Genomic DNA, 17,584 nt, shown 5'->3' with positions numbered 1-17,584 from the left:
GCTCATGCCAGACGCGAAGACGCTGCGCGCAGGGTCCGCACAGAAGCGGGCCGCCATCCTCTCGGCGGCCCGGGAGTTGTTCGTCGCCGACGGTTTCGAGCGGTCGAGCGTCGACGCGGTCGCCGCCCGTGCCGGGGTGTCCAAGCGGACGGTCTACGACTACTTCGGCGACAAGCAGACCCTGTTGCACGCGGTTTTCGACACAGTTGGCCAGTCACTGCTCGACACGATCCGGCGCACCCTCGACGACACGCTCGACGGTCTCACCGACGCCGCCGAATTGGAGGCCGCCCTGGTCACGTTCTCGATGCAGATCGCGACCGACATGCTCGACTCGGCGGAGTACACCACGCTGCAACGACTGGTCCGGACTGGATCCGATCACCTGCCACACCGCGACGACCATGCCTTGACCGACGCGCCCGAGGAGGCCATGGGTGAACGGTTCGCCGCCCTCGCCCGTGCAGGGCTGCTCGATGTCCCCGACGCGCGACTCGCGGCCGACCACTTCATCGCGCTGACCTTCGGGGTCGCGCTCAGCCGATTCGGTTCCGCCAACGCCGCGAAGGACACCCGTATCAGGCCACTCATCGTCGAAGGAGTGCGGACGTTTCTCCGGGCATACCGGACGGGGTGATCACGCCGGACTCGGGCTGGCCGTCGCCTGCTCCATTCACAGCAGCCGGACTCGGCACACACTGCGCGCTCAGGCAATAGCTCGATTACCAGTTCAGGCCGGCGGATGCTTGAAGAGCAGAACCGCCCGTCCGTCTCCAGGAGTTCCCGTCTGGAGGTGGACAGGCGGTCCGCGGTGAATGCCGACTCCAACCGCGATCCCGCACCTGCGGCTCGACGTGTACTCCGACGCCGCCCGTCTGGATCGCGAGGTGACCTGGACGCACACCTCCGACCTGCCTGAACTCTGGCGCTGGGTGTCCGCCGGCGAACTGGCCTTTCGTGTCACGTGTGGGCGCCGCCGCGAAGCCAGTCGGGCCAGGGGATGCTCCAATCGCCGTTCTCCCAGATGTCGAGGGAGTCGCCGCCGGTGTTGCGGACCTCGACGACGTCGCCGGGTATGACGAAGTCGTAGAACCATGCGGCATCGTTGGGGGAGAGGTTCAGGCAGCCGTGCGAGACGTTGGTGTTGCCTTGGGCCCACATGCTTGCGGCCAGTTCGTGCACGAAGATTCCGCCGTGGCTGATGCGGACCGCGTGGTTGATGCTCGTGCGGTAGCCGAGCCCGGAGTTGGTGGGCAGGCCGTAGGTGGCGGAGTCCATGATCACCGGGTGCATTCGGTCCAGCACGGTATAGATGCCCGGGCGGGTCCAGAACGACAGGAATCTGCCACCGACGACCGCGGTGCCGCCCATGCCCATCGATGTGGGCATGGTGCGCACCAGGTTTCCGTTGTCGAAGACCTCGATCTGCTTGGTGTCGTCATCGGCGATCGCGACGTGCGCTGGGCCGATGATCACCGACACCCGTTGGTCGCGCAAGCCGTAGCGGCCCTCGCCGAGCGCGAGGCCGAAGAGTTCGGCCGTGACCGTGATCCTGGTTCCCGGTGCGTGATAGCGCTCCGGCCGCCAGTGTGCGTTCTGATCGTCGAGCCAGTACCAGGCACCGGTGACGGCGGGCTGGGTGGCGACCTTCAGGTGGCGTTCCGCGGCTGCCCGGTCGACGGGTTCGTCGAAATGGGCGACGAGCACGAAACCCACTCCGTAGGTGTCGTTTTCGGCCAGCTCGACGAGATTGGCGGAACGCAGCGAAACGTCGATGAGTCGTTGCGGTTGCACCGTGGTGCAGGTGGCCGTCACGGTGACGTCGCCGGTTTCGCCGTGTGCCACGGCTTTCGCGGTGTAGGTGTGTCCGTAGCCGAGTGGTTCGGCGCTGGTCCAGGTTCGATGATCGGGTGCCGATGTGCCTGGCAGTGATCTGCCCGTTTCATCGATCCATTCGACCGACCGCAGCGTCCCGTCGGTGACCGTGACCGTGCCGGTGCTGCGCGCTTCGACGTCGTGGGCGCCGGGTGGGGGATCGAATCGGATTGTGGCGGGTTCGGGTGGCGGCGCGAGTTCTCGCGCCAGCCCGCATCCGGCCAGGGTGAGGCCACCCGCACCGGCGAAGCCGATCAGCAGCCGACGACGTCCCAATGCCACTGTGTATCTCCCTTCGACCGGTGTGGGGCCGACCTCTATCCGCCAGCATGCGGCAGCTACGCGCCGACTGAGACACCGACGAGCGGCATCTCCACCGATCCGTCGCACAACCGATACCGTTCCTCGATCGATCCGGATTCTCGTAAAACGGTCATCGGCGGTCTGCGAGACACGGACGGTTACACGGTCCGCTGGCGCGCAACTGTCAGCCGAAACCTGCTCAGGGCCGCACGACGGTGACCAGGTTGATCAACGACTGGTCGGCGGCCGGAGTACGTCCGAGGTCGCGGATGTAGTCGGTGAGGTAGACGCGCTCGCCGGTCCAACCGCGGTCGGTGCACCACTCAGTGACTACGCTACCGAACACGGCTACCGCCAATTCAGTTGTGTCCCAGACAAACACAATATGATCACTCCGTGGCCACCCCACTTCCAGCGCCCCGACCAGCAGCATCGACGATCACGAAGCCCGGCTGGAGTATTAGAATGACGATGTGCAGCGCGCTGCAGTGACCGATCCTTCGCGTGTCATGGTTCTCGGGTCCGGGTTTGCGGGTCTGTGGGCGGCGCTCGCGGCGGCCCGGCGGCTTGACGAGCTCGGTGTGGCGGTCGGAACCGTCGATGTCACGATGATCAGTTCCACGCCGTACCACGACATCCGGGTGCGCGACTATGAACGCGATCTGAGCACATCCCGCATCCCGCTCAGCGCTCTTCTCGATCCGGTCGGAATCAAGCACATCGTCGGCGAAGTGACGGCGATCGATGCTGTGGCGCGGGTCGTGGAATCCACCGCCGGCGCTGATGGCTACGACCGGCTGGTGCTCGCGTTGGGCAGCCAGGTGGTCAAGCCCGATATCCCTGGCCTGCGGGAGTTCGGTTTCGACATCGACACCCATGACGCAGCGACCAGACTGCAAGCCCACCTGCGCCGGCTTGCCGAGGGCTCCGCTGACCCGGCGGCCGCGACAGTAGTCGTCGTCGGGGCAGGTTTGACGGGGATCGAAGAGGCGACTGAGCTGCCCGCGATGCTCGCCGACGCCTTTGCCACGCGTGCCGTCGCACCGCGGGTCATCCTGATCGACCGCAACCGGTTCGTCGGCTCGGACATGGGCGCATCGGCGCGACCGGTCATCGAGGCGGCGCTGGCCGACACCGGGATCGAGACCAAGTTGGGCGTCGGGGTCGTCGCCATCGACGAGCGCGGCGTGACGCTCTCCTCGGGTGAAGTGGTGCCCGCCGCCACCGTCGTCTGGTGTGCCGGTATGCGGGCCAACCCGCTGACCGCGGACTTCGGGGTCGACCGTGACCGGTTGGGTCGACTGCCCGTCGACGATTATCTGCGGGTCTGCGGTGTGCCCGGGGTATTCGCCGCCGGTGACGTCGCCGCCGCACAAATGGACGACGAGCATATGTCGGTGATGTCCTGCCAGCACAGTCGCCCGATGGGCCGATGGGCCGGATACAACGTCATCGGCGATCTTCTGGGCAAGCCCGTGAAGCCGTTGCGGATCCCTTGGTATGTCACGGTTCTCGATCTGGGACCGGCAGGTGCGGTGTATACCGAGGGCTGGGACCGCCACGTGGTCGCGTGTGGCGAGAAGGCTAAAGACACCAAGCGCGCCATCAACACCCGGCGTATCTATCCTCCGTTGAGCCGCGACCGTGACGCATTGCTGGCCGCCGCCGCGCCCGAACTGCAGGCCGCGCCCGAGCACGGGCCCTAGTCCGCCCATCGACTACCATCGCGCGCGACGCAGCCACTACCAGCATCGATCCCGACTTACACCATGATCACGAAGCCCGGCTGGAGTATTTAGCGGGCTACCTGCGCCGCACACCTGCCGAGCCCGGCGAATACCGAAACCCAGGTCGCCTGAACGGAGCCGGGTAATCGTGCCAGGATCTAGACCATGCCGATCACCACCAGTTCGTTCGACCATGTCCGCTTGACAGTGACCGACATCGACAGATCGCGGGCCTTCTATGACGCAGTCTTCGGCTGGCCGATCGCTTGGGAGGTTCCCGCGGACGCAGACGACGCCACGCGTGAGCGACTCGGATTCCTCTTCGGCGGTGTGATCTACCAGATGGGTGATGCACTGCTCGGACTTCGTCCCGTCGCCAGCGACGAGTTCGACGAAGATCGAGTAGGACTCGACCACCTCGCTTTTGCCCTTGCCACACGGTCGGATCTCGATTCGGCGGCTACCTTGCTCGACCAACTCGGCATCGCTCACGAGGGCGTGAAAGACCTCGGTCCCATGTACATTCTGGAATTCCGCGATCCGGACAACATCGCGCTGGAATTGGTCGTACGCAAGCGGTGATCACCCCTCCCGTCGTGCAGGCGCGGCACCGCATGCCGCTCACCCCTACCACTAAACGTCCGGGCATAGACCGCAGCCATCACCGGCGCCGTCCTGGAAGCGCGATTCCCTGACCGAGTCGATGCACGACCCTGGCCACGACCGTGTCGAACCGACCGTCGGCACCGTCCTGTTAGGCTCAGGCTGGTTATCCCGGGGAAGACGCTTCACTCGAGAGGTTTTGATGAATTCGCTTATGTACTCACGGTTTTCGAGCTTCGCCGCAATCTCCTGCCTGAGTGCGGCAGCACTCGTCGGCGCACCCGCAGCTCTCGCCGCGCCGAGCTCGTCATCGGAAAAACTGTGCACCATCACCTACCCGACACCGGACGACTTTTCCGTCGAGGCATCGAGCGAGGTATTCGTGGAACCGGACAACAACGGGTCGATCACGCTGACCATGCACACTGATGCGAAATCCGAGACTCCCTACGATCAGACGTTCCGCGTCACCTGGTCGAATCTCGATACCGGCAAGAACGGTCAAGCCGAAACCACCGCGCGGGTCCAAGGCTCCGACAACGTGCTGACCATCTCCAACGTGAACACCAAACCAGGCCGAATCCCGCTGGTACTGGCAGCTGCCAACCACGGATCCGGCCAGAACTACACCAACGGCGACTGCACCGTCGAATACAAGGTCAGCTAGTCCACCCCAAACCTGTTCCGCCACGGCGGTTCGGGGTCTACTGTGCGCACGGGGCCAAAGGGCCCGCCGACGGTGGTCGACCAGGCGTACCAACCGTCAGCTCGAGCGATCCAGCCTCCGTTGATCACGGCTGCCGAACGCACCCCGAATCAGTGCGACTGTTCCGCCCGAACTGCTGCCCGGTGTCCCCATGTTCGCCGAGCGCGACGCCATCGCGAACTCGGCTGGCCTGCACTAGGTTCCGCGCTGTTGCACGTCGACCCGTTCGTGTTCGCGTAGCAGCCGAGCGCCGACGACCATTGAACCGTCCCCGACGGCTCACCGGCATTACACCCTGGCTGCGCCTTGATGGTCATCCCACTGTCGAGTCAGGCCGCAGACAGGGCCGGAGACTGCGATTCAGCGTTGTGAACGGCACTGACCAGTTCCCGGGGTGCACCGCCGCGCGACAGAGCGGTCGAAGTCGAACTCGAAGAACTGGCCCTGGCCGGCGACGACGACGCGAACCCGAAGACGGAGGAAGCCACCACCCGCCTGAAGCAGATACAGACGGAGGTGGCCGATGTTCCGGTGGACGGCCGTGGCGTTGTCGTGCGGGGCCGGAAACCGTCAGACACTCCCGCGGCGGATTCCTCCTACCTATCCGGCTTGTGGTTGGGGTGGCGGGTTGCGAGGTCGAAGAGCGTCACCAGTTCGGTGGCGTAATCGCGCAGGTCGAGGTCGGGCTTGGTCTGCAGCAGCAGGGGCAGTCCGCCGAGTGAGCGTTGGATGGCGGCCGCCATGGTGAACGTGTCGAATGCCCGGAACTCGCCGCGTGCTTGTCCGTGTCGGAGGATGTCTTCGATATGGCCGAGGACCCCCCGGTCGGTGTCCGGGCTGTAGGCGGCGGCGTTACGCGGCTCGTCGTGAACGGCGGCGAAGATCGACTGTAGCGCTCGCATCCGCACGCGGTGCGCGTCGACGAAGGCGACCACTCCGGTGATGTAGGCGCGCAGTTCGTCGGCGCCGGAGCTGTTCCGGGGGCGTTGCACGGTATCTGGTGGGTTCTGGAGTGGGCGGGTGGCCGGATCCTCGCGTGCTCGGTCGATCAGGAACTCATTGATCGAGGTGAAGATGTCGGCTACGACGGCGGCGACCAGGTCGTCCTTGCTGGCGAAGTGGTAGGAGATGAGCCGGGTGCTGCTCAATCCGCCCCGCTCCGCGATCCGGCCGAATGTGGTTCGGCGGTAACCGAGTTCGGCGATGGTGGCGATGCTTGCCGCAATGATCTGCGCACGCCGTGCAGCTGTCGCGGCAGCACGCCGGGAGGTGGTGGGTGGCATCGGAACTAACTCCCCTCGTTGGTCGCGTCGCGCCCGATCCGACTATTCCCGGACATGGTGAGACTCCGATTGTCCATCCTGCCTCCCGTCGCTACGGTATGGAAAATTACTCAGCGGGGTAAATTTTGGATGGAGGAGAAACTTGTCGAATCGGTCCCCAGTCGCAGCACCTGCCGACGGAAACCGCAAGGCGGCATGGACGCTGGTCGTGCTCGCCCCGGTCAGCGCGGAGGCCACGTTCTCCGGGGTGACGATGCCGGCGATGTGGTTGCTGTTACCGGCTCTGGTGGTCATGTACGGCGCCGGTGTCTTGTTCCTTCGTGAGCTGGTTGTCCGGTTCGGCGGTGGCTGGCCGAGTCTGCTGGTGATGGGCCTGGTGTACGAGCTCGTCGAGGACGGTCTCGGTCTGCAGGCGTTGACCAGCCCGAACCTGTACCACGCGGCCGAGTGGGGTCCCCGGATACTCGGATTCAATACCGTCTACTGGGAGTCGCAGATCGGATACCACACGGTGTTCAGTGTGCTGATCCCGGTTTTGCTGGCCGATCTGCTGTTCCCGAGCCACCGTGGCCGCCCGTACCTGCGGCGTGGCGGTCTCGCCACGGCGGCAGTGGCTGCCGTGATCGGCGTCGTACTGCTGCGACTGTTCATTCCCGCCACCCAGGACCCCGGATACCAGACACCCCTATCTGTCGTCCTCGCGATCCTCATCGCGATCACCGCACTGCTCGTCATTGCCCTGCGCGTGCTTCCCGGCTGGAATCCCCCGGCAGCCCCGGCAGGACGCACCCCGCACCGGGTCGTCGTCGCCGTGGTCGCCGGTGTCGCGGCCGCTTGCTTTCTCGGCCTGCTGATGCCGCTGGGCCTGCCCCCGGACCATCTGCCGGACGGGCCCGCGGTCGGCAGCGGCGGATGGGTCGCGATCCCGATGATCGTGGCCGCGGCGATCGCGGCCACCGCGGGATGGCTGGTCTATCGCTGGTCTGCCACGGCTGGATGGTCCGACCAGCACTGGATATGGCTCGCCGGTGGCGCATTGATCGGCCGGACACTGTTCGCGGTTGTCACCGCGCCCGCCGCCAACGACTACGACTGGGGATCGGCCGGCCTCGCGATCGCCATCGGCATCGTGATGATCGCCGCCATGGCCTACCTGCTGTCGCGCCTGAATCAGCGAATCCAATCGCCGCAGAAGCGCAGTGTGACCACATAACTCGTCACCGGGGATGACATAGCACCCGCCGAGGCCGGGTGTTGATCCCGACGCCGCAGGTTTCGCCTTACCACGAGATCGAAGACCTGCCCGCCGACGAGTGCACCATCGTGACCGACAGCCGTCGCAGTAACTCCAATCGGCAGATTGGGACTACGCGAAACTTCTTCGCTGACACAGTAAGTGAGCAAATGGTCAATAATACCGCAGGCACGCAACACACCATCGCTGGTATCGATCTCGGTGATACCGAGCTAGCAGCAACAGTGTGCACCGCCTTGGCAGATGTCGAGAAACTCCTGGGCAGAGTAACGGAAGATCTGGATACCCTCCTGCAACATCCCGCGCCGCACCGGACAGAGACCGGAGGCGTGCGCTTTCGACCACTGTTCACCCTCCTCGCCGGACAGTTCGGTCCATGGTCAGCCGATCCAGCAGTCCTCAGTGCGGCCGCAGTCGCCGAGCTCGTTCATCTCGCCACGCTGTATCACGGTGACGTACGAGACCAGGCCCCAGAGCATCGCGCCGCCTCCAGCACAACCCTCCATCGGGGTAACGACATCGCCATCTTGACCGGCGACTACCTGTCCGCACACGCCTCACGCCTGGCAGCCACACTCGGTCCGAAAGCGACGCGGATCGTCGCAGAGACATTTGCCGCGGTGGTCACCGGCCAGGTGCGCGAGAAACGCAGTGCCCAGTCCCCGAACACGGTCGAGCACTATCTGCAGGTGGTGGCGGAGAAGACCGGATCATCGATCGGTGCGTGCTGCCGCCTCGGCGGCATGTTCTCTGGTGCAAGCCACGACCACGTCGAACTGCTGGCCAGGTTCGGCGCCGCCGCGGGAACCGCTGTGCAGATCTCCGAGGACATCGTAAGCACTTCATCGGTGTCCGGCCGATACGGAACCGATCTGCGCAAGCTCATGCACACCCTGCCGATGGTGTACGCGCTGCGAGAAGAGGGCGCGACGGGCGCCGAGCTACGAGAGCTGCTGATCCGGCCGGTAGAGAGCGGTGCGGAGGTGGAGGAAGCACTGGAGCTGTTGTCGCGTTCGCGCGGCATGGCCTCGGCCAAGGAGGTGCTACGCGCCTACGCCGATGTGGCCGACGCTGAACTGTCCGCTCTGCCTTGTGGTTTTGCCACTGACGCGCTGCGGCGATTCGTGCGCTATTTCGTCGAACGCGTCGAATAGGTCGAAAAGTTGACTCCCACAGAGGTTCGCTGAATGCGAGAGGTTGATATGTGCGTAGTCGGGCTCGGGCCCACCGGTCGTGCGTTGGCGCACCGCGCGATGCGGGCCGGGATGACGGTCGCCGCGGTGGATCCGCGCCCGGATCGGTTGTGGTCACCCACGTACGCCTGCTGGGCCGACGAGCTGCCGCCATGGCTGCCCGCCACAGTGATTGCCACCCGCATCCCGAGACCCACCATCTGGACCACGACGCACCACCGCGTCAACCGGCAGTACTGCGTACTATCCAAACCCGAACTGCACGCAGCGCTGCCGCTCGACAATGTCCTCGTCGTGGCGGGCCGCGCCACCCATATCGAGCCGCATCGGGTGGAACTCGCCGATCGAACAACAATCACCGCGACAACAGTTTTCGACGCCCGTGGGCTGACGTCCCCCGGTCGGCGCCGCACAGCAAGCGCCCACGGCATCTTCGTCGACGCCGACCTCGCAGCACCGATGATCGACGACGGTGACGGATTGCTGATGGACTGGCGTCCCGACAACGGCGCCGGCCCGAAGGAGCCGCCCTCATTTCTCTACGCGATGCCACTCGGCGACGGAACGGTCGTCTTCGAGGAAACGAGCCTCGGCTTGGCCGGTGGCATGCCACAGCGCGAGCTACGCAGGCGAACGCTGAACCGGCTTGTCGCTCATGGCATCCGACTAACCGGGACGGAAAGAAGCGAAGCCGCCCACTACCCGCTGGATCAACCGCCGCCCAAACACGGTGCCGGGCAGGTAATCCCGTTCGGCTCCCGCGGTGGCATGATGAATCCCGCAACCGGATACAGCGTGGCCGATTCACTCGCCATGGCCGACACCGCAGTCGCAGCCCTTCAAGAAGGAAGCGACCCTATCGCTGCGCTATGGCCATGGCGAACAAGGCTGGTGCATTGGATGCGCACCCGCGGCCTATGGGGACTGGGCAGACTCACCACCGAACAATCAATCGCCGCGTTCGACTCCTTCTTCAACACCTCGCCACGGGGCCAGCGCGCCGTGCTGTCCACCCGCGACGATTACGCGACACTCGGCGCCGTGCTGGTCGATACCGTCGCCCACACATGGCCGTTTCATTGGCGGTTCGACTTCATCGGCTGGACCAACCGCAACCGTTGGACGGACTACCCTTTCAGTCAGCTGCCGACCTCCACAGCGCGTCCACAGCACTGAGACACAACCTCGGTATTGCACCGCCGATCCAGAACAGCACTCGAGGGTGATGTCCGCCCGCGCCCACGGTTTCTACCGTCGGTCCGTGACCACCGAAGACACCATTCCTGCGCCGACTCGACGCCACTCCGTTCTCGATCCCCGCCCGCGCTGGTGGCGCAGACCCTGGATACTGCCGCTGGCGGTCGTCGCCGTGCTGTTCGTTGCGTTCTCGCTCCCCAGATATCTGACGTTCGATCCGGCTCTGTCGAGGGTTCAGCAACCCACTGTCGCGCTGCACTATCCGGTGCTGGTGGCGCACGTGATATTCGGGTCCATCGCCATGCTCACCTGTTGTCTGCAGGTGTGGCCACGATTGCGCCGCAAGTATCCGGCGGCGCACCGGATGGTCGGCCGCGCTTACGTTTTCGTTGGTGTCGTCCCCGCGGGTGTGGCCGCGCTGGTACTCGGTGCGACGACCCCGTTCGGTCCCGTGGCCATGGCCAGCAACCTCATGCTCGCCGTCCTCTGGCTGGGATGCACCGTCATCGGATTCCGTGCGGCCCGCCAACACCGCTACGCCGACCACCGCCGGTGGATGATCCGCAGCTTCGCCCTCACCCTCTCGATCATCACCAACCGGGTGTGGGCAGTGCTGGTGTTCATCGCGCTGGAACCACAGCTCGACACGACCTTCGGTGGCAACGAGGCACTGCTCCGCCAGGCCGTCGGCGGCACAGTGGCCTGGCTGAGCTGGACCGTGCCGTTGCTGGCTGTCCAGTGGTGGCTGGAGCGAGACTTCCGTCGCGCACGACCTGCCGCGAAGTTCCTTGCCGTGCCCGAGCGGGAGGGGAAGTCAGGGTGACGCGGCGCGGCGAAACCAATCAAGGGTCTGACCATGAGCACCGGCATATGCCAACGGAACCCCGTCCAGCGCAACAACGAACCGCCCAGGAGTGTTCTGCGCCGGCGTAGGAAGCTGAGCAGCCACCGATTCAACGACCCCGCAGCCTTCGTTCGACAGCCAATGGCAGGGCAGGCCCCGAATCGTCCGCTCGAAGCGGCGGCGCTCGTCGGTGCTCAGATAGGCCAAGACAGCGCTATGGAAGACCACCACCGTCGCCCCCTGCGGCGCAGCGTCAACCAACTCGGCCACGGTCTCGTTCAGGTCGCCGGACACCACATCCACCGGCCTGGACCGAGAAATCGCCACCGCTTCGCGCAGCCGCCGCAACCGTTCGGGCTGTCCAGGCCAGGTCAGGCACTCGAGCCACCGCATCTCGTCGGCATCGTTCGCGTCCAGCGGATTCGAATCGACACCCGCCCGCCACACAACCTCGGGCAACCGATCCGGAATAGGCGGCTTCCCCGAGGTCGCACACCACAACCTCACACCGGAAGCGCCACCGGCAGGATGCAGCACATCCCGATCGTCGTAGTGATAGCTGAACAGATCCGGATACAGGCACAGCCCCGCAGACGCACCCACCTCGATCAATGCCAAAGAACCAGCAAGCTGCGCTAACGCCGGAACAAGCACCGCGGCCCTGCCGACCTCGTTGGTTTGCGTCCTTCGCGTCATCACTACCTGCGCGACAGCATCCCAGTGCTGAAACACCCAGTCCCTGAACTCGGGAAACGAAGCCTCGGCGACCCCCAGATAGCGCGCCGCCGCGAGCACAAGATTCGGCTGCCTCTTCTCCACCGGAAGCCGATCGATCAACGACAGCAGCCGCCGATCCGACGCGATCCCCAACGTCCACAACTCATAGCACGACGAACTACCCCGAGCCTCGAATTCGGCGAAACGTCGATACCGGCCAGCCGTCGTCTCCCGATCCACACCATCGTTCTATCCGAATACCCACTCGCTGACCAGCCACCGGATCCTGTTCTGGTTCGGCGATCGGCGGCGGGGATGGGTGTGACGAGGTTGCGGCGATGCACGGCTACATCCCCGGCCGGGTGCAGCCGACCATCGAGTTGGTGCTGCCGCACAAACCCCGCCGACGGTAGTGCCACCGCGCCTCGGGCCGATCGAAGTCACCATTCCGGTTCTCTGAAGGTCAGCCGGTGCTACGCGGCTGCGGCCGGACCACGGAGGCTTCCGGTTGCTCGACGACTCGCTGCGTTTCAGCGAACCTTCCGTATCTATCAGCGGCCACAGTCGAGAAAGGGCCGGTCGCGGAAATGTCAGGCCGACATGACCGGTGGGCAGCACGCGTCGCGTCTCACGTTCTGGCGAGTTCTGTCGTGCCTGCGGAGTAGGCTCGCGCGCGTCGGCGTGGCGGTAACGGCATGGAGGTCGGCCAGTGGACGTATTGCTCGGAATCGGGACGCGCAAGGGGTTGTTCTTGGCGCGAAGCGAGGACGGTCGGTCGAGCTGGAGCGTGAGTGCACCGCGGTTCGCAGTAGCCGACGTGAAGGCGCTGGCGATCGACACTCGGCGGGAGGTGCCTCGCGTGCTCGCGGGAGTGCTGGACAGCCATTTCGGGCCGACGATGGTGGTCAGCGACGATCTTGGCGAGACGTGGAGTGAGCCGGACGATGCACCGTTGGCGTTCCCTCCGGACACCGAGGCGGCGTTGCAGGGCGTGTGGCAGATCGCGCCCGCGACAGGCGCGGAGCCGGACGTGGTCTACGCGGGCGTCGAACCGTCGGCGTTGTTCCGCTCCACCGATGGCGGGAGGACGTTCGAGCTGGTCAGAGCCCTGTGGGAACACCCGCACCGTCCGGAGTGGACGCCGGGCGGCGGTGGGTTGGCGTTGCACACGGTCCTCCCGCATCCGACAGACACACAGCGGATCGCGGTCGCCATGTCCACCGGCGGCGTGTATCAGACATCCGATGGCGGGGCGTCGTGGAAGCCGACGAACAAGGGCGTCACAGCCGATTTCATGCCAGGCGAGTTGCCGGAGTGGGGGCAGTGCGTACACAAGGTCGCGTTGGACGCCGAGACGCCGAGCACCATGTATCTGCAGAACCACGGTGGCGTGTTCCGCAGCACCGACGACGGTGCGAGCTGGCAGTCGATCGACGGCGGGTTGCCGGCGTCCAACTTCGGCTTTCCCATCGTCGCGCACCCTCGGCGTTCCGGCGTGATATACACGTTCCCGCTGGTCGCGGACATGGAGCGATTCCGATTTCCGCCGGACGCCACCTGCGCCGTGTACCGCAGCGAGGACGGCGGCGAGACGTGGTCCGCGAAGACCGACGGGCTCCCGCAGGTGCCGTTCTGGGCGGCGGTCATGCGCGATTCCATGTGCGCGGACGACGCCGACCCGACGGGCATCTACTTCGGCACCCGCAACGGCGAGGTGTATTGCAGCGCCGACGAAGGCGAACACTGGCAGCTCGTGGTCGACAAGCTGCCGGACGTGTTGTGTGTGCGCGCGGCAGTGATCGGATAACGTCATGGCACGCGTGCATTTGCCGTCCATGCTGCGTACGTACGTCAGCGGTGAGAAGGAACTCGACGTCGACGGGGCGACCCTCCGAAACGTGTTGGACGCCCTCGGCGAGCGGTCTCCCGCGTTGGAACGCCGGCTTCGCGACGAGAGCGGAAAACTGCGTCGCTACGTGAACTTCTACGTCAACGGCAACGAATGCCGCACCCTGGATGGCCTGGACACACCCATCGGCGCGGGCGCCGAGGTCATGATCATTCCCTCGGTCGCCGGCGGGTGACTGCGCCGTGTCGAGATCCACCTCCGCCGGATTGCGATGGCGCGTCCTTCGCATCTTCATCGCACGCCGCGCTAACCGTGCTGAATGTCCAGCTGGTCCGATTGCAGATGGGCATCCACGCTGTGGAATTCGGGCTGTCGGTGCCGGACGAGTGGCGCGAACGGCTGTGGGCCGGCGCCCGGGGCTGCGAGCATGGCCGCGGGAGCGAGTAGACCTTGCCGACTTCGACAAGGCCCACTCGCCAACGCAGTCGATCAGCTATTGAATCGGCTCCGATCCGCATTCCTTGCCCATCACGTCCGGGAGGTGGACCCATCCCGACGAACAGCTCACAGGCTCGCCACCGTTCACCACAAACGGTTGCGTGATCTCGCCGCTCACCGGTGCACCGTCCGACGCAGTGCACTCCACAGCGGTCACCCTGCCTTCCCACAGCGGTGAATGGGACGAGCAGTTGTATGCCCACATATCTTGCGCGGACGCGGTCGGCGGACAGAACAGCAGCGCCGCCGCGGCGGCGAGAAACGGGGGAAGACCCATACGAACGAGGCGTGTGGCTTTCATGACGATCTCCTTGTCCTGGTTCCGTGCGGTCTGAATCGGTAACCATCCCGGACGAGCCGTCCGAGCGGTAACGAGCAGAAACTGCGTGGTTGCTCAGGAGAGAACGTGCACACTGCAACGAAGAATGGTACGCCGGGAGTACCCAGACCGACTACGGAATGCCGATTGCTCTGATCCTTCATATCGAGGGCCGCTCGCCGCCTCCGTCGGCGGCGCCGCCGTCAACACCCGTCGAACGACCGCGCCGCCGAACCCGTAGCTGATCAGCGCGCCGCCTCCGTACAGCGTTGGACTCTCCCACCATGGGAGAGTCCAACATGATGGGAGCGCTCTCTTCGTCGCCCTCCACGAGCGCGGGCTGCGCACGCAAGCGCCCGTACGTGAGTCCTATCTCGGCGGGCAGGCAGAGGCACCGCGGGAAGAGCTGATGACCGGCTGATGATCTGCGCCCAGGAAGGCATGGCATGACCACGGTGATAGACATTGATGCCCGCGGTACACAGCACTGCGAGACGACAGCTCTGGGAGTGCTACTGCGCCACCAGGGACTCGATCTGTCCGAGCCTATGCTCTTCGGCCTCGGCTCCGGTCTGTCCTTCGTCTACTGGGACAGTAAGAACATGGGCTTCCCCTTCCTCGGGGGACGGGTCAAGCCTTTCGACCTCACCAGAAACCTGGCCACCAGACTCGGGCTGGAGCTGCTGGTCCGGGAGACCACCTCCGCGCGCAGGGCATGGGAGAACGTGGTGGCCCCCATCGACGCCGGCCACCCCGTCGGACTGCAGCTCGACAGCTACTACCTGGACTACTTCCGGTCGAAGGTGCACTTCGGCGGTCATGTCGTTGCTATGTACGGCTACGACGACCACGACGCCTACCTGGTGGACACCGCCCAGCAAGGCGGCACGGTATCCACCACCCTGACCAGCCTCGCCCAGGCCAGGGCCGCGCGCGGCCCGATGACCGCCGAGCGCCGATCCTTCACCCTCACCGCTCCGAGGAACCTGCCCTCCCCACAGGGCCAGATCATTCCCGCCATCACCGCCTGCGCCGACGCCTTCCTCAACCCGCCCATCGCCAACCTCGGCCACCGAGGCATCGAGAAGGCCGGCAAGCTGGTGCGCACATGGCTCCAGCGGACCGACAACCCGCAGCGGGACCTAGCGCAGGCCGCCCTCTTGATGGAGAAGGCCGGCACCGGCGGCGCCCTGTTCCGCAACTTCTACCGCGACTTCCTCGCCGAATGCACCCAAACGCTCGACAGCAGCCACCTGCGCACCGGCCACGGGCTGTACACCGAGGCAGCCACCCTCTGGACGGAAGTCGCAGCACTGATCACACAAGCCGGTGAATCAGGCCATGCGCAGTACCTCGTACAGGCAGGCACCACCCTCTGCGATCTTTCACGCATAGAGCGCGAGGCCATGCAGGCACTGAGCCGCCTAGAGAGTAAAGCTCCCAACACGATCCAGCCCTGACAGCTTCAAAAACCGTCGATCGGCCGGTTGAGGTCGGTGCAAAAATGTCGCGGGCAGCTACGAGGTAGCTTTCGCGACCAACCAGCGGGTGATTCACATGGCATGCTGAAGGGGTGGATGAGCCGCACTCGCCGCATCGCCTGCTCCGTTCCAATCCGGATTCGCCTCCTACACAAGACCACTCGTGGCGGGATGCCGCTGTGCGCATCGTCGCCGGCGTCGTCGGCGCCGCCGCAGGCGCGTTGTGGTCGATGTGCGCGTACGTCGCGCTCAGCTCGCGGTTCTCGGCCGATCCCGCGCGGGACCCCCACGGCTATGGACTGATCAGCGGAACGATGCTGGCCGTTTTCGCCGGAGTCGTTTGCGCTCTGACGCTTCCCTGCGCCTTCCCCAGGAAAGGTAGGAGGCGCGCCATCAGGATCGCGACACCGGCGTGCGTCATCACCTCGATGCTGCTGCTCGCTGCGCTGTTCACGGCGTAGCCGATCTGGTGTGATCGGAGCGATGGGGTGATGTCGAATTCTATGCGTGGTCGCTGCCGGTGCGCGCTCGCGGTGGTGGCTGCCGTGACGGCGGTCGTGCCGGTCGCCGCGTGTCGCAACGACGAATCCCCGCGACCGGGCGCGTCGTCGAGCGCCGCCACTACCTCGCCGGCGCCGTTGCCGCCATGGACGCTGGCTGATCTCACCTACCACCCGTGCAGTGTGCTGGGCGCGGACGATACCGCCCGCTTCGTCCTCCAACCCGACCCAAAGCCCACCACGCCTCCGCAGCAGCTGCCCAGCTGCACCTGGTTCTCCATCCAAACTGGGCTTTCGGGCAGCTTCACCATCCGATTCGCCCCGCAGACCAGCGATCTCAGCGATCTGGATCAACGCAGGGTGCGTGATCCGCTCGAGCAGATCATCACGATCGAGGGTCGCCGGGCCACGCTGGCGCCCAGCATCCGTCCCGACAGCCGCAACGGCAGCTGCTCGGTCTACGTCTCGGTGGCCTCAGGCGGATCGTTCTACCTCGGAATCGCCGCCCCCGGCGTCAGCGCTGGTGTCGACTGGGACATCTGCGCCAAGACCATCGACGTCGCCAGCACCATTTCGGCTCGCTTGCGCTGAGCCCACGCGGCTGTCCGGCCCTCACACATGGAAAGTCGTCCCCGGCCACTCGTCGGGCAGCCGCGCCGATCACGTCCCCTACGAGCGTTGTCTGCGACGCGGTCGTCGGACGGCGAGATGGCCGCCCGTTGAGCGCGCGCTCCCCAGGGGAGGCTCACTGTGGTGGCGGCTGGTGCTGGCTGGGGTAGTGGGCGGACGGTTGGCCCATCGGTGGATGAGGCCACGGGTTCGAAGGCTGGAAGCCAGCTCCTGCGACGCGCTGCGATCCCACGCTGGACGCCGCCGCGAGCAGTGCGCCGATTGCGACGAGCGCGATAAGTGTCACCGGGATCGATAGCCAACCACCGTCTTCCCACGCGCTGCGGCCGGCCCGGAAACTGCGATCGAAGGCGCTGGAGACGTAACTGGCATTGGGCGCGAACGTCATACCGGCTGCGATCCCGCCGACGATCCGGGCGGTCGCGGGCTTGCTCGCCGTGAGCAGCAGAATCGCGGCGAACAGGGCGAACAGAACGTTGATGATCAGAATGACGTCGCTGGAGAAGAACTTGCCGAACTGAACGTAGGACCAGATCCTGCGCACGAGATACAGGATCGCCGCCAGCGCCAATGCGGCCGCGGCTATCGCATCGGCCGCACCCCG

19 protein-coding genes are annotated in these 17,584 nt (G+C 65.5%); 13 read left to right on the top strand and 6 right to left on the bottom strand.

The genetic code is table 11. The features are described from left to right. Positions 1-4 precede the first annotated feature (4 nt). Positions 5-637, top strand: a complete 633-nt coding sequence (locus OHA40_RS31775) for a TetR/AcrR family transcriptional regulator (RefSeq protein WP_330230499.1) — start codon at positions 5-7, stop codon at positions 635-637. Between the two features lie 323 nt (positions 638-960). On the opposite strand, the gene OHA40_RS31770 is transcribed toward OHA40_RS31775, so the two are convergent. Further along, complete coding sequence (locus tag OHA40_RS31770) at positions 961-2,157, bottom strand: L,D-transpeptidase (protein WP_330230498.1); 1,197 nt, start codon at positions 2,155-2,157, stop codon at positions 961-963. A 220-nt stretch (positions 2,158-2,377) separates the two neighbouring features. Beyond that, a complete protein-coding gene (locus tag OHA40_RS31765; protein ID WP_330230497.1) occupies positions 2,378-2,524 on the bottom strand; it encodes a hypothetical protein in 147 nt (48 codons plus the stop codon). A 163-nt stretch (positions 2,525-2,687) separates the two neighbouring features. Here OHA40_RS31765 and OHA40_RS31760 point away from each other — a divergent pair, with 163 nt between their 5' ends. The 3 genes from OHA40_RS31760 to OHA40_RS31750 all read left to right on the top strand — a co-directional run bounded on the left by OHA40_RS31760 (position 2,688) and on the right by OHA40_RS31750 (position 5,175). After that, positions 2,688-3,884 (top strand): NAD(P)/FAD-dependent oxidoreductase, encoded by a 1,197-nt coding sequence (locus tag OHA40_RS31760; protein ID WP_330234450.1) that lies wholly within the window; start codon positions 2,688-2,690, stop codon positions 3,882-3,884. Positions 3,885-4,070: 186 nt separating this feature from the next. Next, positions 4,071-4,487 carry a VOC family protein gene (locus OHA40_RS31755; RefSeq protein ID WP_330230496.1) on the top strand — a complete coding sequence of 139 codons (417 nt, stop codon included), beginning with the start codon at positions 4,071-4,073 and terminating at the stop codon, positions 4,485-4,487. Positions 4,488-4,608: 121 nt separating this feature from the next. Beyond that, positions 4,609-5,175, top strand: coding sequence for a hypothetical protein (locus OHA40_RS31750; protein WP_330230495.1), 567 nt, complete (start codon positions 4,609-4,611; stop codon positions 5,173-5,175). A 635-nt stretch (positions 5,176-5,810) separates the two neighbouring features. On the opposite strand, the gene OHA40_RS31745 is transcribed toward OHA40_RS31750, so the two are convergent. Continuing rightward, positions 5,811-6,497, bottom strand: a complete 687-nt coding sequence (locus OHA40_RS31745; RefSeq protein ID WP_330230494.1) for a TetR/AcrR family transcriptional regulator — start codon at positions 6,495-6,497, stop codon at positions 5,811-5,813. Between the two features lie 142 nt (positions 6,498-6,639). On the opposite strand from OHA40_RS31745, the gene OHA40_RS31740 reads away from it, so the two are divergent. From OHA40_RS31740 to OHA40_RS31725, 4 genes are all read left to right on the top strand, one after another. Beyond that, positions 6,640-7,710, top strand: a complete 1,071-nt coding sequence (locus OHA40_RS31740; protein WP_330230493.1) for a hypothetical protein — start codon at positions 6,640-6,642, stop codon at positions 7,708-7,710. 191 nt (positions 7,711-7,901) lie between these two features. Then, positions 7,902-8,906, top strand: coding sequence for a polyprenyl synthetase family protein (locus OHA40_RS31735; RefSeq protein WP_330234449.1), 1,005 nt, complete (start codon positions 7,902-7,904; stop codon positions 8,904-8,906). Positions 8,907-8,939: 33 nt separating this feature from the next. After that, positions 8,940-10,121, top strand: a complete 1,182-nt coding sequence (locus tag OHA40_RS31730) for a lycopene cyclase family protein (RefSeq protein WP_330230492.1) — start codon at positions 8,940-8,942, stop codon at positions 10,119-10,121. Between the two features lie 85 nt (positions 10,122-10,206). After that, complete coding sequence (locus OHA40_RS31725; protein ID WP_330230491.1) at positions 10,207-10,965, top strand: DUF2306 domain-containing protein; 759 nt, start codon at positions 10,207-10,209, stop codon at positions 10,963-10,965. On the opposite strand, the gene OHA40_RS31720 is transcribed toward OHA40_RS31725, so the two are convergent. Continuing rightward, on the bottom strand, positions 10,957-11,943 hold the full coding sequence (locus OHA40_RS31720; RefSeq protein ID WP_330230490.1) for a DUF2332 domain-containing protein: 987 nt from the start codon (positions 11,941-11,943) through the stop codon (positions 10,957-10,959). The two genes, OHA40_RS31725 and OHA40_RS31720, sit on opposite strands and share 9 nt — an antisense overlap. A 547-nt stretch (positions 11,944-12,490) precedes the next feature. On the opposite strand from OHA40_RS31720, the gene OHA40_RS31715 reads away from it, so the two are divergent. Together OHA40_RS31715 and OHA40_RS31710 are read left to right on the top strand one after the other, a co-directional pair. Next, positions 12,491-13,510 carry a WD40/YVTN/BNR-like repeat-containing protein gene (locus OHA40_RS31715; RefSeq protein ID WP_330230489.1) on the top strand — a complete coding sequence of 340 codons (1,020 nt, stop codon included), beginning with the start codon at positions 12,491-12,493 and terminating at the stop codon, positions 13,508-13,510. Positions 13,511-13,514: 4 nt separating this feature from the next. Further along, complete coding sequence (locus OHA40_RS31710) at positions 13,515-13,787, top strand: ubiquitin-like small modifier protein 1 (RefSeq protein ID WP_330230488.1); 273 nt, start codon at positions 13,515-13,517, stop codon at positions 13,785-13,787. A gap of 258 nt (positions 13,788-14,045) precedes the next feature. Here the strand turns inward: OHA40_RS31710 and OHA40_RS31705 are convergent, their stop codons facing one another. Beyond that, positions 14,046-14,351: a hypothetical protein gene (locus OHA40_RS31705; RefSeq protein ID WP_330230487.1), complete on the bottom strand. Its 306-nt coding sequence runs from the start codon at positions 14,349-14,351 to the stop codon at positions 14,046-14,048. Positions 14,352-14,815: 464 nt separating this feature from the next. Here OHA40_RS31705 and OHA40_RS31700 point away from each other — a divergent pair, with 464 nt between their 5' ends. From OHA40_RS31700 to OHA40_RS31690, 3 genes are all read left to right on the top strand, one after another. Then, positions 14,816-15,829: a BtrH N-terminal domain-containing protein gene (locus OHA40_RS31700; RefSeq protein ID WP_330230486.1), complete on the top strand. Its 1,014-nt coding sequence runs from the start codon at positions 14,816-14,818 to the stop codon at positions 15,827-15,829. 200 nt (positions 15,830-16,029) lie between these two features. Next, positions 16,030-16,311: a hypothetical protein gene (locus OHA40_RS31695; RefSeq protein WP_330230485.1), complete on the top strand. Its 282-nt coding sequence runs from the start codon at positions 16,030-16,032 to the stop codon at positions 16,309-16,311. Positions 16,312-16,395: 84 nt separating this feature from the next. Next, entirely contained in the window at positions 16,396-16,941 is a 546-nt protein-coding gene (locus OHA40_RS31690) for a DUF3558 family protein (protein WP_330230484.1), read from the top strand. A gap of 154 nt (positions 16,942-17,095) precedes the next feature. Here OHA40_RS31690 and OHA40_RS31685 read toward each other — a convergent pair whose 3' ends face one another. After that, entirely contained in the window at positions 17,096-17,551 is a 456-nt protein-coding gene (locus tag OHA40_RS31685; RefSeq protein ID WP_330230483.1) for a hypothetical protein, read from the bottom strand. Positions 17,552-17,584 lie beyond the last annotated feature (33 nt).

The organism is Nocardia sp. NBC_00508 (assembly GCF_036346875.1).
GTDB lineage: Bacteria > Actinomycetota > Actinomycetes > Mycobacteriales > Mycobacteriaceae > Nocardia.
The sequence above is the reverse complement of the archived record's forward strand: the minus strand, read 5'-3'. Positions and strand labels throughout refer to the sequence as shown.